Source organism: Nocardioides campestrisoli, assembly GCF_013624435.2.
Classification (GTDB): Bacteria; Actinomycetota; Actinomycetes; order Propionibacteriales; family Nocardioidaceae; genus Nocardioides; species Nocardioides campestrisoli.
Genome location: NZ_CP061768.1, coordinates 1683268 through 1700879 on the forward strand (window position 1 = coordinate 1683268; position 17612 = coordinate 1700879).

15 protein-coding genes are annotated in these 17612 nt (G+C 73.6%); 7 read left to right on the forward strand and 8 right to left on the reverse strand.

The window, feature by feature from the left end; genetic code table 11:
• Positions 1-11 precede the first annotated feature (11 nt).
• The 3 genes from macS to H8838_RS08110 are packed head-to-tail and all read left to right on the forward strand — an operon-like array spanning position 12 to position 2438.
• The gene (gene macS / locus H8838_RS08100; protein ID WP_224766465.1) at positions 12-1226 is read left to right on the forward strand and encodes a MacS family sensor histidine kinase; all 1215 of its coding nucleotides are present in this window, start codon (positions 12-14) and stop codon (positions 1224-1226) included.
• Positions 1223-1765 (forward strand): flavin reductase family protein, encoded by a 543-nt coding sequence (locus H8838_RS08105; protein ID WP_185994907.1) that lies wholly within the window; start codon positions 1223-1225, stop codon positions 1763-1765. Before macS ends, H8838_RS08105 begins: the two co-directional genes overlap by 4 nt.
• Before the next feature lie 34 nt (positions 1766-1799).
• Complete coding sequence (locus H8838_RS08110; RefSeq protein ID WP_185995158.1) at positions 1800-2438, forward strand: response regulator; 639 nt, start codon at positions 1800-1802, stop codon at positions 2436-2438.
• A 27-nt stretch (positions 2439-2465) separates the two neighbouring features.
• Here H8838_RS08110 and H8838_RS08115 read toward each other — a convergent pair whose 3' ends face one another.
• Complete coding sequence (locus H8838_RS08115) at positions 2466-3728, reverse strand: oxygenase MpaB family protein (protein ID WP_181310618.1); 1263 nt, start codon at positions 3726-3728, stop codon at positions 2466-2468.
• A gap of 23 nt (positions 3729-3751) precedes the next feature.
• Between H8838_RS08115 and H8838_RS08120 the strand changes: the two genes are divergently transcribed.
• Positions 3752-4684: a coiled-coil domain-containing protein gene (locus tag H8838_RS08120; protein WP_224766466.1), complete on the forward strand. Its 933-nt coding sequence runs from the start codon at positions 3752-3754 to the stop codon at positions 4682-4684.
• 33 nt (positions 4685-4717) lie between these two features.
• Here H8838_RS08120 and glpK read toward each other — a convergent pair whose 3' ends face one another.
• From glpK to H8838_RS08135, 3 genes are all read right to left on the reverse strand, one after another.
• Positions 4718-6190 carry a glycerol kinase GlpK gene (gene glpK / locus H8838_RS08125; RefSeq protein WP_185994905.1) on the reverse strand — a complete coding sequence of 491 codons (1473 nt, stop codon included), beginning with the start codon at positions 6188-6190 and terminating at the stop codon, positions 4718-4720.
• Positions 6187-7050 carry a DUF1028 domain-containing protein gene (locus tag H8838_RS08130; protein WP_185994904.1) on the reverse strand — a complete coding sequence of 288 codons (864 nt, stop codon included), beginning with the start codon at positions 7048-7050 and terminating at the stop codon, positions 6187-6189. The genes glpK and H8838_RS08130 overlap by 4 nt, the downstream gene beginning before the upstream one ends.
• A gap of 72 nt (positions 7051-7122) precedes the next feature.
• A complete protein-coding gene (locus H8838_RS08135; RefSeq protein WP_181310622.1) occupies positions 7123-8322 on the reverse strand; it encodes a pyrophosphate--fructose-6-phosphate 1-phosphotransferase in 1200 nt (399 codons plus the stop codon).
• A gap of 229 nt (positions 8323-8551) precedes the next feature.
• Here H8838_RS08135 and H8838_RS08140 point away from each other — a divergent pair, with 229 nt between their 5' ends.
• From H8838_RS08140 to H8838_RS08150, 3 genes are read left to right on the forward strand one after another with little or no spacing between them, the layout of a single operon-like run.
• A complete protein-coding gene (locus H8838_RS08140) occupies positions 8552-9949 on the forward strand; it encodes an APC family permease (protein WP_224766467.1) in 1398 nt (465 codons plus the stop codon).
• Between the two features lie 60 nt (positions 9950-10009).
• Positions 10010-11347: a class II 3-deoxy-7-phosphoheptulonate synthase gene (locus H8838_RS08145; protein ID WP_397182015.1), complete on the forward strand. Its 1338-nt coding sequence runs from the start codon at positions 10010-10012 to the stop codon at positions 11345-11347.
• A 53-nt stretch (positions 11348-11400) separates the two neighbouring features.
• On the forward strand, positions 11401-12414 hold the full coding sequence (locus H8838_RS08150; RefSeq protein WP_224766468.1) for a threonine aldolase family protein: 1014 nt from the start codon (positions 11401-11403) through the stop codon (positions 12412-12414).
• 5 nt (positions 12415-12419) lie between these two features.
• Here the strand turns inward: H8838_RS08150 and aroF are convergent, their stop codons facing one another.
• The 4 genes from aroF to pknB all read right to left on the reverse strand — a co-directional run bounded on the left by aroF (position 12420) and on the right by pknB (position 17554).
• On the reverse strand, positions 12420-13466 hold the full coding sequence (aroF, locus tag H8838_RS08155; protein WP_185994902.1) for a 3-deoxy-7-phosphoheptulonate synthase: 1047 nt from the start codon (positions 13464-13466) through the stop codon (positions 12420-12422).
• A gap of 140 nt (positions 13467-13606) precedes the next feature.
• Complete coding sequence (locus H8838_RS08160; RefSeq protein ID WP_224766469.1) at positions 13607-14497, reverse strand: DMT family transporter; 891 nt, start codon at positions 14495-14497, stop codon at positions 13607-13609.
• Positions 14490-15392 carry a deoxyribonuclease IV gene (locus H8838_RS08165; protein WP_224766470.1) on the reverse strand — a complete coding sequence of 301 codons (903 nt, stop codon included), beginning with the start codon at positions 15390-15392 and terminating at the stop codon, positions 14490-14492. The genes H8838_RS08160 and H8838_RS08165 overlap by 8 nt, the downstream gene beginning before the upstream one ends.
• Positions 15393-15454: 62 nt before the next feature.
• Positions 15455-17554 carry a Stk1 family PASTA domain-containing Ser/Thr kinase gene (gene pknB, locus H8838_RS08170; RefSeq protein ID WP_224766471.1) on the reverse strand — a complete coding sequence of 700 codons (2100 nt, stop codon included), beginning with the start codon at positions 17552-17554 and terminating at the stop codon, positions 15455-15457.
• Positions 17555-17612: the final 58 nt, after the last annotated feature.

Here is a 17612-nt window from a genome sequence, read left to right on the forward strand (position 1 = left end):
CCGCGGCCGCGGTGGCGTCGTCCCCTCGCTCCGACCCGGCGGTGGTCGCGGTCGAGGACCGGCTGCACGCCGCCCTCGCAGTGCTGAGGGTCGTGGTCACGGTCAACATGCTGGCGATGGCCGCCTGGCGCTGGGACAACCACGTGCGCCCGGGGGCCACCCTCCTGGTGCTGGCCGGGCTCACGGCCTGGACGGTGTTCGCGCTGTACGCCTACCGGATGCCGTGGCGGCGTACCGCCTGGCTGCTGGCCGCCGACCTCGCCGTGGCGGTCGCCGCCCTGGCCGTGACCCCGTGGCTCAAGGGCGAGGGGTTCCGCGCCACGGTGCCCGGCTACTGGGTGATGGGCGCCCTCCTGGCCTGGTCCATCTCCTGGCGCTGGCGCGGCGGCCTGCTCGCCGGGGCGGTGCTGGCGCTCACCGACGTGCTCATCCGGGAGCAGCTGACCCAGACCAACTACGGCCACGTCTTCCTGCTCCTGCTGGGCGGGTGCGTGGTGGGCTACCTGTGCCAGTCGCTTCAGCAGATGGCGGCCGAGCGGGCGCGCGCCGAGCGCGAGGCAGCCGCTGCGCAGGAGCGTGCCCGGCTCTCCCGGGCGGTGCACGACGGCGTGCTGCAGGTGCTGAGCCTGGTGCAGCGCGCCGGCCGCGACGCCTCGGTGACCCGCGACCCGGCCCAGGTGCTGGGCACGCTCGGAACCCTGGCGGCCGAGCAGGAGACCCGGCTGCGCTCGCTGATCCGCGCACAGGACAGCGTGCAGTCCGCCCCCGCCACGGTGCCGGCGGGAGAGGCGCCGGCGAGCGGTGCGCCGGTGGACCTCTCGGCCGCGCTCGAGACGCTGGCCACCCCCACCGTCACGGTGGTCACGCCGGGGACCGAGGTGCCGATGCCGGCGGCCCGGGCGGCCGAGCTCGTGGCGGCCGTGGCTGCCTGTCTGGACAACGTGCGGATGCACGTCGGCCTGACCGCTCCCGCGTGGGTCTTCCTCGAGCAGGTGGGGGAGCAGGTGACGGTGAGCGTGCGCGACGAGGGACCGGGCATCGGGGCCGAGCGGCTGGCCGAGGCCGAGCGGGAGGGCCGGCTCGGTGTCGCCTCCTCGATCCGCGGGCGGATCGAGGAGCTGGGTGGGTCCTGCGTCCTGAGCACGGGGAGCGGCGGTACGGAGTGGGAGCTGAGCGTCCCGGTGAGGGACCGCTCGGCATCCGCAGTCGGGCAGGTGCACCGATGACCATCCACACCAGCCACCCGTTCGCCACCCCCGAGCCCGAGCGGAGCGCGGCCCGCCGCCTGCGGGGGCGGCTCGGGGGCGCGGTGAGCCTGTGGACCGCCGGGCAGGGCGACCGGCGAGCGGGCCTGACCGTCTCCTCCCTGCTGGTGGCCGACGGCGAACCGGGGCGGGTGCTGGGGCTGCTGGACCCCGACGCCGACCTGACCGAGGAGCTGCTCGCGACCGGACGTGGTCTGGTCCACCTGCTGAGGTGGGAGCACCGGGACCTCGCCGAGGTGTTCGCCGGGGTCGCCCCGGCCCCGGGCGGTCCGTTCCGGACCGGCGACTTCGTCGAGCACCCCGCCGGCCCCCGGCTCACCACGGCCGACGGCTGGGCCGCGGTCTCGGTGCAGGAGACCACCGAGGCCGGCTGGTCCACGCTGGTCACCTGCGTCCTGGACGAGGTGGACCTCGACGCCCCGGAGGGCCGCGAGGAGGATCCGCTGCTGCACCGGCGCGGTCGCTACCGGCGCGTGCGCGCCACCGGCTCCGGCCAGTAGGGTCCCTGCCGTGGGGGAGCAGCCGGTGCGGGTGATGGTGGTCGACGACCACCCGATGTGGCGCGACGCCGTCGAGCGCGACCTGCAGCAGGCCGGTTTCGACGTGGTCGCGGTCGCTGCGGACGGTCGGCAGGCGCTGGCCCGGTTCCCCGCGGCCCGCCCCCAGGTCGTCGTGCTGGACCTGCAGATCCCGGAGCCGAACGGGGTGGAGGTCACCCGCCAGGTGCTCACGACGGATCCGTCGGCCCGGGTGCTGATCCTCTCGGCCTCCGGCGAGCAGGCCGACGTGCTGGAGGCGGTCAAGGCGGGGGCGACCGGCTACCTGGTCAAGTCCGCCTCCCGGGCCGAGCTGCTCGACGCCGTACGTCGGGTGGCGGCCGGCGACTCGGTCTTCACCCCCGGCCTGGCCGGGTTGGTGCTGGGGGAGTTCCGGCGGATGGAGGACCCCGCGGGGCCGGGCCCGCTGTCCGGGCCGGAGTCGCTCACCGAGCGGGAGACGGAGGTGCTGCGGATGGTGGCCAAGGGACTGGGCTACAAGCAGATCGCCGAGCGGCTGGTCATCTCGCACCGCACCGTGCAGAACCACGTCCAGAACACCCTGCGCAAGCTGCAGATGCACAACCGGGTGCAGCTCACCCGCTACGCCATCGAGCAGGGCCTCGACGCCGAGTGAGCAGCCGGCGCCGCCGGGTCGCGGCCCTCACCGGCCCGACGCCGGGGCCTGCCCGTCGTCGCCGGCCGGGACCCTGGCCGGATGTGGCTGGCCGCCTGGTGCCGCGTCGACCAGGTCGTGCTGGACCGAGTACCGCGCGCGTAGCCGGGCGTCCTGCCTGAGCCGGTACCGCTCGCCGCGTGCGGTTCGGCGGGCGAGCGTGCCGGGGACCCGATCGACCGCCGCGTTGAGGGTGCCGAGCACCGGGCCGAGGGCGCGGACCAGGAGCTTGACCCGGCTCTCCGGGATGCCCAGCTCGTCGGCCACCTGGTCGCCCAGGAAGACCCGCTCGAGTCCGTGCACCGTGGGCGGGGCGAGGACGTGCAGCCGGGGGTACGGGAGGAGCTCCTCGATCTCGGGCACCAGGAAGTCGGAGTTGATCGAGCCGACCAGGCGTCGGCAGTAGTCCTCCACCTCCGGCCGGGTGAGCAGGTAGATCTCCTCGAGCGCCTCCTGGTCCGCACGCCCCTGCGGCAGCAGGTCGGGGTCAATGCCCAGCAGGTGCCCGATGTAGCGCCACCGGGCGTAGTAGCCGGCCACCTCGTGGGGCAGGTAGGGGGCGCCGATCGCGCGCATCCCACGCAGCGGGATGAGGCAGAACTCGATCAGCGTGTAGGCGAGGAAGGCCTGGCTGATCGGTACCCCCCAGGCGGGTGCGTCCCAGCGCTCGTCGTGGCTCAGCGCGTGGCGGACCAGCGCGTGGATGATCCGCACCCGGACCGTGAGCTCGAAGCCCCGGCCGTGGCGGTGTAGTCCGCCCGCGGCGGTGGACTCGACCAGCCACGAGGCCACCTCGATGGTGCGGGCGCCGGCGCTGTCGATGTAGCGGCCGGTCATCTCCAGCGGGCGCGACGCCGCAGAGTTGGCGTAGCCGCTGACCAGGGAGGCGGCTCCCAGCACGATGCCGGCCTGGCGGGTGTACCGACCCAGGTACTGGGCGGAGCTGTCGATCGCGGCCAGGTCGACCCAGGACGGCACGTCGTCGAGCTCGGCGAAGAGCGCGACCAGGGAGTCAGGGGCGTCCGGCACCGCGGCGATGCCGCTGCGGCAGGCGGTGCGCAGCATCTTCATCGCCCGGCCGTGCCCGACCGTGGCGAAGTCGGCGACGAACGCGTCGGCCAGGAGGTCGCCCTCCCACATCGCCTCGAAGTACCTCGGCGCGAGCCGGGGGAACCTCGCGGCTGCCTCGTCGGCGCAGCGCACGCTGCTGGGCATGCGCGGGCTCTGCCGGCGTGGTGTGCTCTGGGTCACGTGGGCAGCCTATGCTCAACCGCGTGCCGACGGACCCCCTCATCGCGCTCGCCGACGAGCTCTACGCCTTGCCACTGGCTCAGTTCACGCCGGTCCGCGACGCCCGGGCCCGCGAGCTCCGAGCCGAGGACCGCCCGCTGTCGGACCGGGTCAAGAGGCTGCGCAAGCCGTCGTTGGCCGCCTGGGTGCTCAACCTGCTGGTGCGCCGCGAGCCCGAGCAGGTCGATCAGGTGCTGGCTGTCGGCGAGGCGCTGCGCGAGGCGCAGGCGACCTTGGACGCGGAGCAGCTCCGGGCGCTGACCAGGCAGCGACGGCAGGTCACCGCGGCCCTGGCCACCTCCGCGCGGGCACGGGCGCGCGAGGAGGGGGTGCGGGTGACCGAGGCGGTCGCCGAGCAGCTGGAGGCGAGCCTGACCGCGGCGCTCCTGGACGAGGGGGCTGCGGCCGCGCTGCGCTCCGGCCTGCTGGTCGCCGCTCTGCACGCGACGGGGGTGGAGGCGGCGGACGTGGCTGCGGCGGTGGCGCTGCCCGAGGCTCTGGGGCAGGTGGCGAGTCCACGCGGTCCGGAGGCCGGGTCCGAGGTCGAGCAGGCCTCGCCGAGGCCGGACCTGCGGGTGGTCCCCGATCCCGAGGCGGACCTGAAGCGGAGACGGGCAGCCACCGAGGCGCTGGACACGGCCCGGGCGCACCTCGCACGCGTGCAGGAGGAGGAGCGGGAGGCCGGGAAGACGGTCGCGGAGCTGGAGGCGCGCAGCCTGCAGCTGGTCGCGGAGGCCGAGGAGCTGCGCCGACGCCTGGCCGAGCTGGAGTCCACCGCCGAGGAGGTGGACCAGGAGCTCGAGGAGGCCGAGGAGGAGGCGGGCGAGGCGCGCGCGAGCGTGGCCGAGGCCGAGGCCGAGGTGGCGCGGGCCCAGGAGGCGCTGGACGCCCTCGGCCCTCGACGTGGGCGCCGCTGACGGTCCGGTCGGCAGGTCGGTCGTCCAGCCCGGTCAGTCCTGGTCCCAGCCCTTGGCGCGCTCGACGGCCCGGGTCCAGCGCCCGTACGCCGCCTCCGCGACGTCGGGGTCGCCCGTGGGCTCGAAGCGCCGGTCGAGCTGCCAGGTGTCGCGCAGCTGGTCGGTGGAGTCCCAGACCCCGGTCCCGAGACCGGCCAGGAAGGCGGCGCCGAGCGCGGTGGTCTCGACGATCCGGGGCCGCTCGACCGGGAGGCGCACCTGGTCGGCCTGGATCTGGCAGAGCAGGCTGTTGGCGGCCGCCCCGCCGTCCACCCGCAGGGAGGAGAGCGCGGGCATGGTCGCCAGCACGTCCTGGACCTCGAACGCGATCGCCTCCAGCGTGGCCCGCACCACCTGCGCCCGGCTGGTGCCGCGGGTGATGCCGATCATCAGCCCGCGCGCGTGCGGGTCCCAGTGCGGAGCCCCCAGCCCGGTCAGCGCGGGGACGAACACCAGCCCGCCCGAGTCCGGGACGGTCGCGGCGATCCCCTCCGTCTCGGCCGCGGAACCGATGATCCCCAGGCCGTCACGCAGCCACTGGACCGCGGCGCCGGTGACGAAGATCGAGCCCTCCAGCGCATAGGTCAGGGTCCCGTCGGGGCTGCGCCAGGCAGCGGTGGAGAGCAGCCCCGTGTCGGAGCGGGGGAGCGTGGTCCCGGCGTTGGTCAGGATGAACGAGCCGGTGCCGTAGGTGCACTTGGTGTCACCCTCCTCGAAGCAGGTCTGCCCGAACAGGGCCGCCTGCTGGTCGCCGGCGATCCCGGCCACCGGGAGGGAGAGACCGCAGAAGGCGGCGGGGTCGGTGACCCCGACCTCGCCCCAGCTCGGCACGATCTCGGGCAGCGCGTCCCGCGGGACCCCGAAGAGCGTGCAGAGCTCGTCGGACCAGTCGCCGGTCTGCAGGTCGAAGAGCAGGGTGCGGGAGGCGTTCGAGACGTCGGTGACGTGCCACGTGCCCCGGGTCATCCGGGCGATGAGGTAGGAGTCGACGGTGCCCACCGCGTAGCGTCCCGACTCCACCAGCGCCCAGGTGTGCGGTTCGTGCTCCCGCATCCAGGCGAGCTTGGTGGCCGAGAAGTACGGGTCGAGACGCAGCCCGGTGAGCTCCGCGACCCGGCCCTCGTGCCCCTCCTTGCGCAGGCGCGCGCAGAGGTCGGCGGTCCGGCGGTCCTGCCAGACGATGGCGCGGCGCGGGGAGCCGAGGGTCTCGCGGTCCCACAGGAGCACGGTCTCGCGCTGGTTGGTGATGCCCAGAGCGGTGAGCTCGGAGGCGTCGACCTGGTCGAGGACCTGACGGGTGGCCTCCAGCGTGGCCTGCCAGATCTCCTCGGGTGAGTGCTCCACCCAGCCCGGGCGAGGGAAGTGCTGGCCGAACTCCTGGTATCCCCGGGTGGTGATCGCACCCTCGGGCGAGATCACCACCGCGGTGACCCCCGTGGTGCCGGCGTCGATGGCCAGGATGCTCATGCCCGTGCTCCTCCCTCGTGGTTCGTGCTGTCCGGGTCGTCGGTGGTGTCACGGAGGATCTGCAGCACCCGGCGGTCGATCCACTCCGGCTTGAGCCCGGGGGCGACGCGCATCTCGAAGTTCTGCGAGCCGACCCACTCCGCGACGTGCTCGTGCCCCAGGGTCCGGACCCGTCGCTCGAGCTCCGCGAAGAGCTCTGGTCCCACCGGCTCCCGCTCCTCGGGGGTGGAGGCGGTGAGGTAGAAGTCGTTGAGGTCGAGCAGCCGGGTCAGCTCGACGACGGGGTCCGGGTGGTCGTCGACGCGCAGGTCGACGGCCACGTCGTCCCGGCCGCCGTAGCCGGCGCCTTCGCGGACCACGAAGAGCGCCGCGGACTGTCGGCCCCGACGGTCACCGCCGGCGGCGTCGCCCGCGGCCAGCGCGGCCAGCAGCCGTCGGGCGAAGGGCAGGGAGCCGCTCGTCTCCCACGTCTCGACCATGGCGTCCAGCACCTGCGGCCCGGCCAGGATGTTGCCCTGCGCGCAGTAGGCCTCACCGGTGCGGTGCCCGGCCCAGTCGAAGCAGCGGTCCCCGGTGAAGGCCGCGACCCCTCCCTCGGCGTCGACCAGGCCGACCTGCCGGTCGTCGCGCCCGGGGTCGTCCTCGAGCAGCCGAGCCAGCGCCACCTCGGCGGTGGCACCCTCGTCCAGCAGGGCCAGCGCCTCGCCCTTCCAGGCGACGTTGGCGTCCGCCTGGGTGGCGATGGCGCCCAGGCCGGCGACGGCGGCCGGCACGGCACTGCCCACCGACAGGAACTTCGAGGCGACGACGACCCCCCAGGAGAGGCCGTCGTCGCTGCGCGCCACCAGCGAGAACGTCATGGCCAGACCCTAGTGGTCCCTCGGGGTCCTTCAGCGGTCCGGTGTGCGGGTCCGGGTGGGGCGCGGCCAGGCTCAGCGCTGGCCGGTCCAGCGCAGCACGTCGGTGAACCACGGCTGGTCGACGTCGAAGGCCTTGTGGCCAGCGATCCGGTCCAGCTCGATGGCCCGCAGCTCGTCGCCGCGGTCCTCGTCGTGACCGATCACGCCGGACTCGCCGCGCAGGGCGGAGGCGACCGCGAGCTCGGCGAACTCGGCGATCATCGCCAGGTCGGTCTCGTTGGCCGCCGCCGAGCGGGAGAAGTACCCCGACTTCTGCACCATCTTCTTCTCCGCCCCGATCCGCTGGGCGAACTCCTGGGCGAAGTACTTGCCGGGGTTGATGGTGTCGAGCTTGACGTGGCCGAAGGCGTCCCGGTCCACCGGCGTGCCGGAGCGCTCCAGCTCCTCGACGATGTCGGCGACCCCGGCCCCCTCGGCCAGGAAGATGTTGACGCAGCCGATCTCGTCCATCACCTTCCGCAACCGCCGGCCCTCGGCCTCCAGGTCGACGTGCAGCTCGGGCAGGTAGACGGCGTGCACGGCCCACCGCTCCGGCGTCAGCCCCAGGCTCGGCAGCCACTCCTGCTCGGCGTGCCAGGCCATGTAGTCGCGCGCCGCGGCCGCGGTCAGCCATCCGCAGTTGCGGCCCATGACCTCGTGCACGATCAGCATCCGCGGGTTCGAGCCGTGCTCGGCCAGCACGTTGCGCGCGAACAGCGACGCCTGCTCGGCGGCGGTCAGGGCGCCCAGGCTCTGCCGCACCGGCACGATGTCGTTGTCGATGGTCTTGGGGAGCCCGACCACGGTCAGCTCGATCTCGCGCTCCGCGAGGTAGGCGGCCAGGTCCGCGGCGGCGGTGTTGGTGTCGTCGCCGCCGATGGTGTGCAGCACCGAGACTCCGTCGGCGACGAGACGGTCGGCTGCGACCTGCAGCGCGGTCTGGTCGGGACCGATCAGCCCCCGCTTGCGGCAGTCCTCGTCGTTGGTCAGCTTGACCCGGCTGTTGCCCAGGGGGCTCCCGCCGAACCGGTCCAGCACGTCGGCGCCGCTGCGGGCGGCGTCGTCGACCAGCACGCTGTCGCCGGTGAGCAGCCCCTGGTAGCCGTGGCGGTAGCCGAGGATCTCGGTCTCGGGGGACTCCCGGCTCCAGGTCCGGATGAGCGCGCCCACCGCAGCAGACAGGCAGGGGGCGTATCCGCCGGCGGTCAGGACAGCGACGCGTTGGGGTGCCATCGCCCCATCCTAGGTCGTCGCGCGCCCTGCGGGCAGTTCCTTGCCAGTCCTCACGGTTGGGACCAGAGTGGTGCCGACAGCTCGGGCGCAGGGGTGGGGAGAATCGATGTCGGACTCACAGGGTTCGGAGTCACGGGGTTCGGAGTCGCAGGGTCACGCGGCACCGGCCGCAGAGCCGGGCGACGCGGGCGGCACGTCGACGCCCCAGGAGCCCGAGCTTCGGCGGGTGATGGGGCCCAGGCTCCTCCTGCTCTTCATCGTCGGCGACATCCTGGGCGCAGGCGTCTACGCGGTCACCGGACAGATGGCCGGCTTGGTGGGCGGCCTGGTCTGGGTGCCCTTCGTGCTCGCGTTCATCGTCGCGGCCCTCACCGCGATGTCCTACCTCGAGCTGGTGACGAAGTACCCGCAGGCCGCGGGGGCCGCGCTCTATACCCACAAGGCGTTCGGCATCCACTTCGTCACCTTCCTGGTGGCCTTCGCCGTGGTCTGCTCCGGCATCACCAGCGCGTCCACCTCGGCCAACGTCCTGGCCCAGAACCTCACCGGCGGCCTGGTGGTCAACGGGTGGCTCGACGAGGCGCCGGGGACCGGCGTGATCATGGTGACCGCGATGGCGTTCATGGTCCTGCTGGCGCTGATCAACCTGCGCGGGGTGGGGGAGTCGGTCAAGTTCAACGTCGTCCTCACCCTGGTGGAGATGACCGCGCTGGCCATCGTCATCGCCGTCGGGTTCTGGGCGATGGCCCAGGGCGAGGGCGACGTGAGCCAGGTCTTCACCTTCCGCGACGCGGGCGACAAGGGCATGTTCATGGCCATCACCCTGGCCACGTCGATCGCCTTCTTCGCGATGGTGGGCTTCGAGGACTCGGTCAACATGGTCGAGGAGACGCGCGACCCGGAGCGGATCTTCCCCCGGGTGATGCTGACCGGCCTGGGCATCGCCGTGCTGATCTACGTCCTGGTCGCCGTCGCGGTGGTCTCGGTGCTGACCCCCGGCGAGCTCGACTCCATCAACGAGTCCGAGGGCAGGGCGCTGCTCGACGTGGTGAGCAAGGGGGCCCCGGACTTCCCGATCGACCGGGTCTTCCCGTTCCTGGCCGTCTTCGCGGTGGCCAACACGGCGCTGATCAACATGCTGATGGCCAGCCGGCTGCTCTACGGCCTGGCCCGGCAGGACGTGCTGCCCCGGGTGCTGGGCAAGGTCTCGCCGGGCTCCCGCGCCCCCTGGGTGGGGATCCTCTTCTCCACCGTGCTGGCGCTCGGGCTGCTCTGGTACGTCGCGCGCCAGTCCGACTCCCCGGTGGTGACGAACCTGTCCACCACCACCGCGCTCCTGCTGCTGGCCGTCTTCACCGTGGTCAACGTCGCCTGCCTGGTGCTGCGACGGGACCCCGATGGCGGGTTCTTCCGCTCGCCCGGCCCGACCCCGGCGCTGGCGGCGGTGCTCTCGGTGGCCCTGATCGTCATCCCGTGGGGCGAGCGGGAGGCGATCGTCTACGAGGTCGCGGCCGGTCTGCTCGGCATCGGCCTGGTGCTGTGGGTCATCACCTGGCTGGTCAACCGCGGCGGGCGGGCCAAGAAGACCGGCTTCCGCGACATCGAGCACCTCGAGGACCGGGACTGAGCGGTCCCAGCCCCGGACCGTGCGTCCGGGGTGTCCTCGGACCGGACGTAGGCTGATCGGGTGAGCAACGTCCCCACCCTCGAGCAGCTGCACGCCATGGGCGCCGCCCAGCAGCCCACCTACGCCGACCCCCGCGAGCTGGAGCGCGCCGTCGCCCGGCTGCGCAAGTCCCCGCCGCTGGTCTTCGCCGGCGAGTGCGACGACCTGAAGGAGAAGCTCGCCGCGGTCGCCCGCGGCGAGGCGTTCCTCCTCCAGGGCGGCGACTGCGCCGAGACGTTCGACGGGGTGACGGCCGACAACGTGCGCAACAAGCTGCGCGTGCTCCTGCAGATGGCGGTCGTCCTGACGTACGCCGCCTCGGTCCCGGTGGTCAAGCTCGGCCGGCTGGCCGGCCAGTACGCCAAGCCCCGGTCCTCGGACACCGAGACCCGCGGCGACCTGACGCTGCCGGCCTACCGCGGCGACGCGGTCAACGGCTTCGACTTCACCGCCGAGTCCCGCCAGCCCGACCCGCAGCGGCTGGTGGAGGTCTACAACGCCTCGGCCGCCACCCTCAACCTGGTCCGGGCGTTCGTCACCGGCGGGTACGCCGACCTGCGTCAGGTGCACGCCTGGAACACCGACTTCGTCCGCGACTCGCTGGCCGGTCAGCGGTACGAGACCGTGGCCGCGGAGATCGACCGGGCGCTGACCTTCATGCGCGCGATCGGCGCGGACCCCGACGAGTTCCACCGGGTCGACTTCCACTCCAGCCACGAGGCCCTGCTCCTGGAGTACGAGCACGCGATGACCCGGATCGACAGCCGCACCCAGTCGCCGTACGACGTCTCGGCGCACTTCCTGTGGATCGGCGAGCGCACCCGCCAGCTCGACGGCGCCCACGTGGAGCTGCTCAGCCACGTGCGCAACCCCGTCGGCGTCAAGCTCGGCCCGACCACCACGGCCGACGACGCCCTGGCGCTCGCCGCCCGGCTCAACCCCGACAACGAGCCGGGGCGCCTGACCTTCATTACCCGCTTCGGCGCGCACCGCATCCGCGAGTCGCTGCCCGAGCTGGTGGAGAAGGTCACCGCCGCCGGCGTGCAGGTCGCGTGGGTCTGCGACCCGATGCACGGCAACACCTTCGAGGCGTCCTCGGGCTACAAGACCCGGCGTTTCGACGACGTGATCGAGGAGGTCCAGGGCTTCTTCGACGTGCACCGTGCGGCCGGGACCTGGCCGGGCGGCGTGCACGTCGAGCTGACCGGCGACGACGTGACCGAGTGCGTCGGCGGCGGCGAGCTGCTCGACGAGGCAGGCCTGGCTGACCGCTACGAGTCGGTCTGCGACCCGCGGCTCAACCGGGTGCAGTCCCTCGAGCTCTCCTTCCTGGTCGCGGAGATGCTGCGCAAGGCGTGAGCCGCAGGAAACGCACCGCGCCGAGGCAGCCCACCGCCGCCTAGGATCGAGCCGTGACCACGCTCGTCGACCTGCGCTCCGACACCCTGACCCGGCCCACCGAGGCGATGCGCCGGGCGATGTCCCGGGCCGAGGTGGGGGACGACGTCTTCGGCGAGGACCCCACGGTGCTCACCCTGCAGGAGCGGGTGGCCGACCTGCTGGGGCACGAGGCCGCGCTGTTCACCCCGACCGGCTCGATGGCGAACGTGCTCGCGGTGCGCGCCCTGGTCGGTCCCGGCGAGGAGGTGCTCTGCGAGGAGTCCGCCCACATCGCCCGGGCCGAGCTGGGGGCGCACGGCGCCTTCACCGGCCTGACGATGCGCACCTGGCGGCACCCGCGAGGCGGGGTCGACCTCGAGGCGGTGGCACGGATGTTCGCCCCCGACCTGGGGCCGTACTTCGTGCGTACCCGGGCGATCTCGGTGGAGAACACGCACAACTTCGCCGGCGGCACCGTGCTGCCGCTGGCCGACCTGGACGCCCTGCGCCGGTTCGCCACCGAGCAGGGGGTCGGGGTGCACCTGGACGGAGCGCGGATCTGGCACGCCTCGGTGGCCACCGGCACGCCGCTGGCCGAGTACGGAGCCCGGGCCGACGTGCTGGCCGTGTGCCTGTCCAAGGGGCTCGGCGCGCCCGTCGGCTCGCTGGTGGTGGGGCCCGCGGACGCGATCGCCGAGACGCGGGTCTGGCGCAAGCGGATGGGTGGCGGCATGCGGCAGGTCGGCATCCTGGCCGCCGCCGGCCTGCACGCCCTGGACCACCACGTCGAGCGGCTGGCGGACGACCACCGGCGCGCCCGCCGGCTCGCCGAGGCCTGCGGTCTCGACTCCGAGGGGGTCGAGACCAACATCGTGCTGGTGGAGCGCGAGGACGCCGCGGACTTCGTGGCCGCCGCGGAGGCCGAGGGCGTCCGGGTCAGCCGGGTCGGACCGCGGACGGTCCGGCTGGTCACCCACCTCGACGTCGACGACGAGGCGGTGGAGCGGGCAGCCGTCGTCCTCGGACGGCTCTGCCGCGAGGGCTGAGCTTCTCAGGCGCGGTTCGCAGGCACGGCCGGCGAGCGGTCCACGGCCGCGGGCAGCCGGCGTACCACCTGGGCGAGCTCACGCAGGTCGTTGCCGAGCAGCGCCTGCGGGCCGTCGCACAGCGCGACCTCGGGGTTGGGGTGGACGTCCACGATCACCCCGTCCGCGCCGACGCCGATGGCTGCCCGGGTGAGCGGCACCACGAGGTCCTTGCGGCCGCCCGCGTGCGACGGGTCGACGATCACCGGCAGGTGGCTGGCGGCCTGGACCACCGGGATCGCGGAGATGTCCAGGGTGTTGCGGGTGGCGGGCTCGAAGGTACGGATGCCGCGCTCGCACAGCACGATGTGCAGGTTGCCCCGCTGCGCGATGTACTCGGCGGCCATCAGCCACTCCTCGATGGTGGCGGTCATGCCACGCTTGAGCAGCACCGGCTTGCCGGCGGAGCCGACGGCCTGCAGGAGGCCGAAGTTGGCCATGTTGCGGGTGCCCACCTGGAGCATGTCGGCGTGCTCGGCCACCACGTCGACGTCCCGGGCGTCGACCACCTCGGTGACGAGCGGGAGCCCGGTGGCCGCGCGCACCGAGGAGAGGATCTCCAGGCCCTCCTCGCCCAGGCCCTGGAAGGCGTACGGCGAGGTCCGCGGCTTGTAGGCGCCGCCGCGCAGCAGGGTCGCACCCGCCGACTTGGCCATCCGCGCCGCCGCCAGTGTCTGCTCCGCGGACTCCACGGCGCACGGGCCGGCGATGAAGGTGAAGGTGCCCGGGCCGATCGGCACCTGCTGGTCGGCGGGACCGACCCACACGGTCGAGCGCTGAGGGTGGTGCTGGCGGCTGACCAGCTTGTAGGGATCGGAGATCCGGTAGACGTCGGCTACCCCGGGAAGGGCACGGAGGTTGAGGTGGTGGAAGGACTCGATGTCGCCGACAAGCCCGATGATCGCGCGCTCCACGCCCTTGGAGACGAAGGCATCCCCGCCCACGCCCTCGACCCGCGACACCACGTGCGCGATCTGCTCGTCGGTGGCTCCGGGGGACATGACGACGACCATGGTCTGCTCCTTCGGGTGACCGGCACGGCCACCGGACGCAGGTCCGCCCTCGGCCGGGCCGAGGGCGGTGGGGCTGATGCTCCCGACGCTAGTCGACCCGTGCGGCCCCCGCCCCGGCTCGTCACGATGTGGACCCGCCCTCACACCGGCAGGGTGGGCACCTCGTCGATCACCCGACGCCGCGGCAGCAGCTCGACCAGGAGCATCGCGGAGAGGACCATCAGGCCCCCGAGCACGAGCCGGCCGGTCACGGCTTCGCCGCCCAGCAGCACGGCGAAGCCCGCGGCGAAGACCGGCTCCATGCTCATGATGATCGCGGCCCGGGTCGGCGGCAGGTGCCCCTGGGCCCAGGTCTGGACGAAGAGTGCGGCGGCGCCGGCGACCAGCGCCATGTAGAGCACCGAGAGCCAGTCGCCCGTACCCGAGGGCAGCACGATCCCGTCCGGCGCGGTGGCCAGCAGGCAGACCAGCGTGATCACCAGCAGCTGGAGGATCGACATGCCGAAGGCCTCCCCGGGCCGGGACCACGCGCCCAGGCCGACGATGTGCAGCGCGTAGATCACCGCAGCCACGAGCGTGATCGCCTCCCCGTAGCCGACGGCGAGGCCCTGGAGCGTCAGCACGGCCAGTCCGGCCGTGGCCAGCAGCACCGCGCCCCAGGTGATCCGGGTGATCCGGGTGCCGAGCAGCAGCGCGGCCAGCAGGGGCGTGCAGACGACGTACATCCCGGTGATGAACCCGGAGACGCTCGCGGCCGTGTGCGCCAGGCCGGCGGTCTGGAGGATCTGGGCGCACCCGTAGAGCAGCCCCAGCACCAGGGCATGCCGCCGGGACTGCGGGGAGAGCCTGGCCAGGGCCCGCGGCGCGACCAGCAGCATGGCCAGGCTGGCGATCGCGAACCGGACCGCGAGGAAGTCCAGGGTGGGGACCCGGTCGAGGAGGTCCTTGATGAGGTAGAAAGTGCTTCCCCAGCTCGCCGTCATCGCGAGCAGGGCGACGCTGGCGATCAGCGCCGTCCGCCGCTCAGCCAACCGGCACGGCCTCTCGCAGCTCTCGTAGCACGGCCAGGTCGGGGTCCCCGGGGGTGCGGGAGCCGGGGGTCTCCAGGACGAACGGGACACCGGCGGTCGCCGGGTGCGCGAAGAGCTCGCGGAAGGCGCCGAGGCCGATGTGCCCCTCGCCGATCTTCTGGTGCCGGTCCTTGAAGGCGCCGCGGACGTCCATGGAGTCGTTGGCGTGCACCAGCCGGAGCCGGCCGGGTCCGCCGATCTCCACGATCCGGTCCAGGGTCGCGCTGGCGCCTCCGGGCTCGTCGAGCGGCGCACCGGCGGCGAAGACGTGGCAGGTGTCGAGGCAGATGCCGGCCCGCGGGTGAAAGTCGAGCGCGGCCAGGTAGGGCTGGAGGTCCTCGACACCCGCGCACAGCGAGCGACCCTGTCCGGCGGTCGGCTCCAGCAGCAGCCAGGGCGCGTCGTCGCCGTCCAGGGTCTCCAGGACCGGGAGCAGTCCCTCGCGGACCTGACGCATGGCGGCGGCGTACCGCTCGGCAGCGCCGGCGGGGTCGCCAGCCGGGTCGACGAAGGACCCGGTGTGCACGACCACCCCCTCGGCGCCGATCTGCGCCGCGCGGCGCAGGTTGTGCGCCACCACCGCCACGGAGCGCTCGTACGTCGCGGGCGTGGGGGAGCCGAGGTTGACCAGGTACGGGGCGTGGATGAAGCTCCGGATGCCGGCGGCCGCGCACCCTTCCCGGAAGCGCCCGTCCTCGGTGGGGTTGCCGGCCGAGAGCGCCCAGCCGCGGGGGTTGCCGACGAAGACCTGCAGGGTCTCGCAGCCGAGCTCGCGGGCGCTGGCCAGGGCGCCGCTGGCGAGCCCCTTGCCGACCTGGAGATGGGTGCCGATCGGGTTGCGGAGCTCGGGCGTCACGGGCAGCAGCCTAGTGCCGGGTGCCGCCTGGTCCGACGGCCGGGAGGCAGGGGAGCCGGGAGTCAGATCAGGTAGAGCGTGACGGTGGAGCCCTTGGGCACCATGTCGCCGGTGTCCGGGTCGCTGTTGAGCACGAACCCCAGCCCGATGTACTGCCCGGACTCCTCGACCACCACCTCGAAGCCCAGTGCCTCGAGCTCCTCGGTCGCCGCCTCGACGCCCTTGGCCACCACCCGGGGCATCTCCACCAGCTCGGGTCCGAGCGAGACCGTCAGCGTCACGGTGTCGCCGGCGTAGAGCGTCCCGCTCGCGGGGTCCTGGCTGATCACCGCGCCCTCGGGCACCGTGTCGCTGTGGACCTCCTCGCGGGACACGACCAGCTTCTTGCGCTCCAGCGCCTGCTGGGCCTTGTCGGCGCTGCGGCCGGTCCAGTCCGACACCTCGCGGGGCTTGCGGCCCTTGCTCACCACGACGTCGACGGCGGCGCCCGGCTTGAGCACCGTGCCGGCGGGCGGGTCGGTGGCGATCACCGTGCCCTCGGGCACGGTCTCGCTCCACCGGTCGACCCGGTCCCCGTAGTCCAGGTTGGTGCTCAGCAGGGTGTCCTGTGCCTCGTCCAGGGTGGCGCCGGCGACGGCCGGCACCTCGTAGCGCTCCGGCCCCTGGGAGATGGCCAGGGTGACGGTGCCGCCGTCCAGGACCCGGTCGCCCGGGGCGGGGTCGGTGGAGACGACCTGCCCGGGAGGCACGGTCTCGGAGAAGGCGGGGTCACCCACCTCGCCCTCGAGTCCGGCCGCCTCCAAGGCGGCCACGGCCTCGGCCTGGCTCATCCCCAGCACCCCGGGGGTGCTGGTCCAGCGGGCGTAGCCGAACCACCAGGCGCCTCCGCCGATCCCGGCCACCAGCAGCAGGGCGAGCACCAGCAGCAGGGGACCACGCCAGGAGCGCCTGGTCCGACCCGACGAGCCGCCGGCGGGCACGTCGGCCCGGGGGCTGGGCAGCCGGGGGATCGCGGGCGGCTCGGCACGCTCGGCGCCGTCCTCGGTCGACGACAGGGCGGAGGCGGCCACCGCCGGCACCGTGGCCGTGCCGCCGGCCGCGACCAGCGCCGTCGGGGGCAGCGTCTGGATCTGCCGGGTCTGGTTGACCTCGTCCTCGTCGACGAGGTCGACGAAGCCCTCGCGGTCCGCCTCTACCTCCACGTCCAGCGGGGTGACGACCGGCACCGGACGCAGGTCGGACTCGAGCTCGGGGTCCTCGGTCACGCCGTCGCGCAGCGCCTGGGCCACCCGGTGCACCTGGTGCAGCAGGACCGAGGCGTCCGCGGGCCGCTGCCCGCGGTCGCGGGCCGTGGCCCGGGCGACCAGCGCGTCGACGTACGACGGGATCGACGGGACTCGTGCCGAGGGCGCCGGGACGTCCTCGTGCACGTGCTTGTAGGCCACCTGGATCGGGGACTCGCCCTCGTGCGGCTTGTGGCCGGTCAGCAGCTCGTAGAGGACGACGCCCGTGGCGTAGACGTCCGCGCGGGGGTCCGCCTGCCCCTGGACGACCAGCTCGGGGGCGAGGTAGGAGACGGTGCCGATGAGCACGCCGGTGGCGGTGTGCTGGGTGTCCGCGCTGACCGCCTTGGCGAGCCCGAAGTCGGCCACCTTGATGACCTGCTCCCCGGACTCCTGGTCGCCGATCAGCACGTTCTCCGGCTTGATGTCGCGGTGCACGAGGCCGGCGCGGTGGGCGGTGGCCAGGGCCGCCAGGACGGGCTCGACCAGGGCGAGCGCCCGCGCGGGCTTCAGCGGTGCCTCGGACCGGATCACGTCCCGCAGGGTGCGCCCCGGGACGTACTCCATCGCCAGGTAGAGGGTCCCGTCGTCGTCGCCCTGGTCGTAGACCGACACCACGTGCGGGTGGGAGAGCTGCGCCGCGGCCCGGGCCTCCCGCACGAAGCGGGCGGCGAACGCGTCGTCGTCGCCCATCCCGGCGTGCATGACCTTGATCGCCACGGTCCGGTCCAGCCGGGTGTCGAGGGCCTCGTAGACGCCGGCCATCCCGCCGCGCGCGATCCTGCGGTGGAGCCGGTAGCGGCCCTCCAGCAGGCGGCCGACCAGGGGGTCGGCGGTCGCCTGCGGGGCGCGCCGCGAGGCTCGCTCGTCTGGCTCCACGGGGACCTCCGACGTCACTGCTGGGGAAGAGTGCGTGGCGCCATCGTACGGAGCCGAC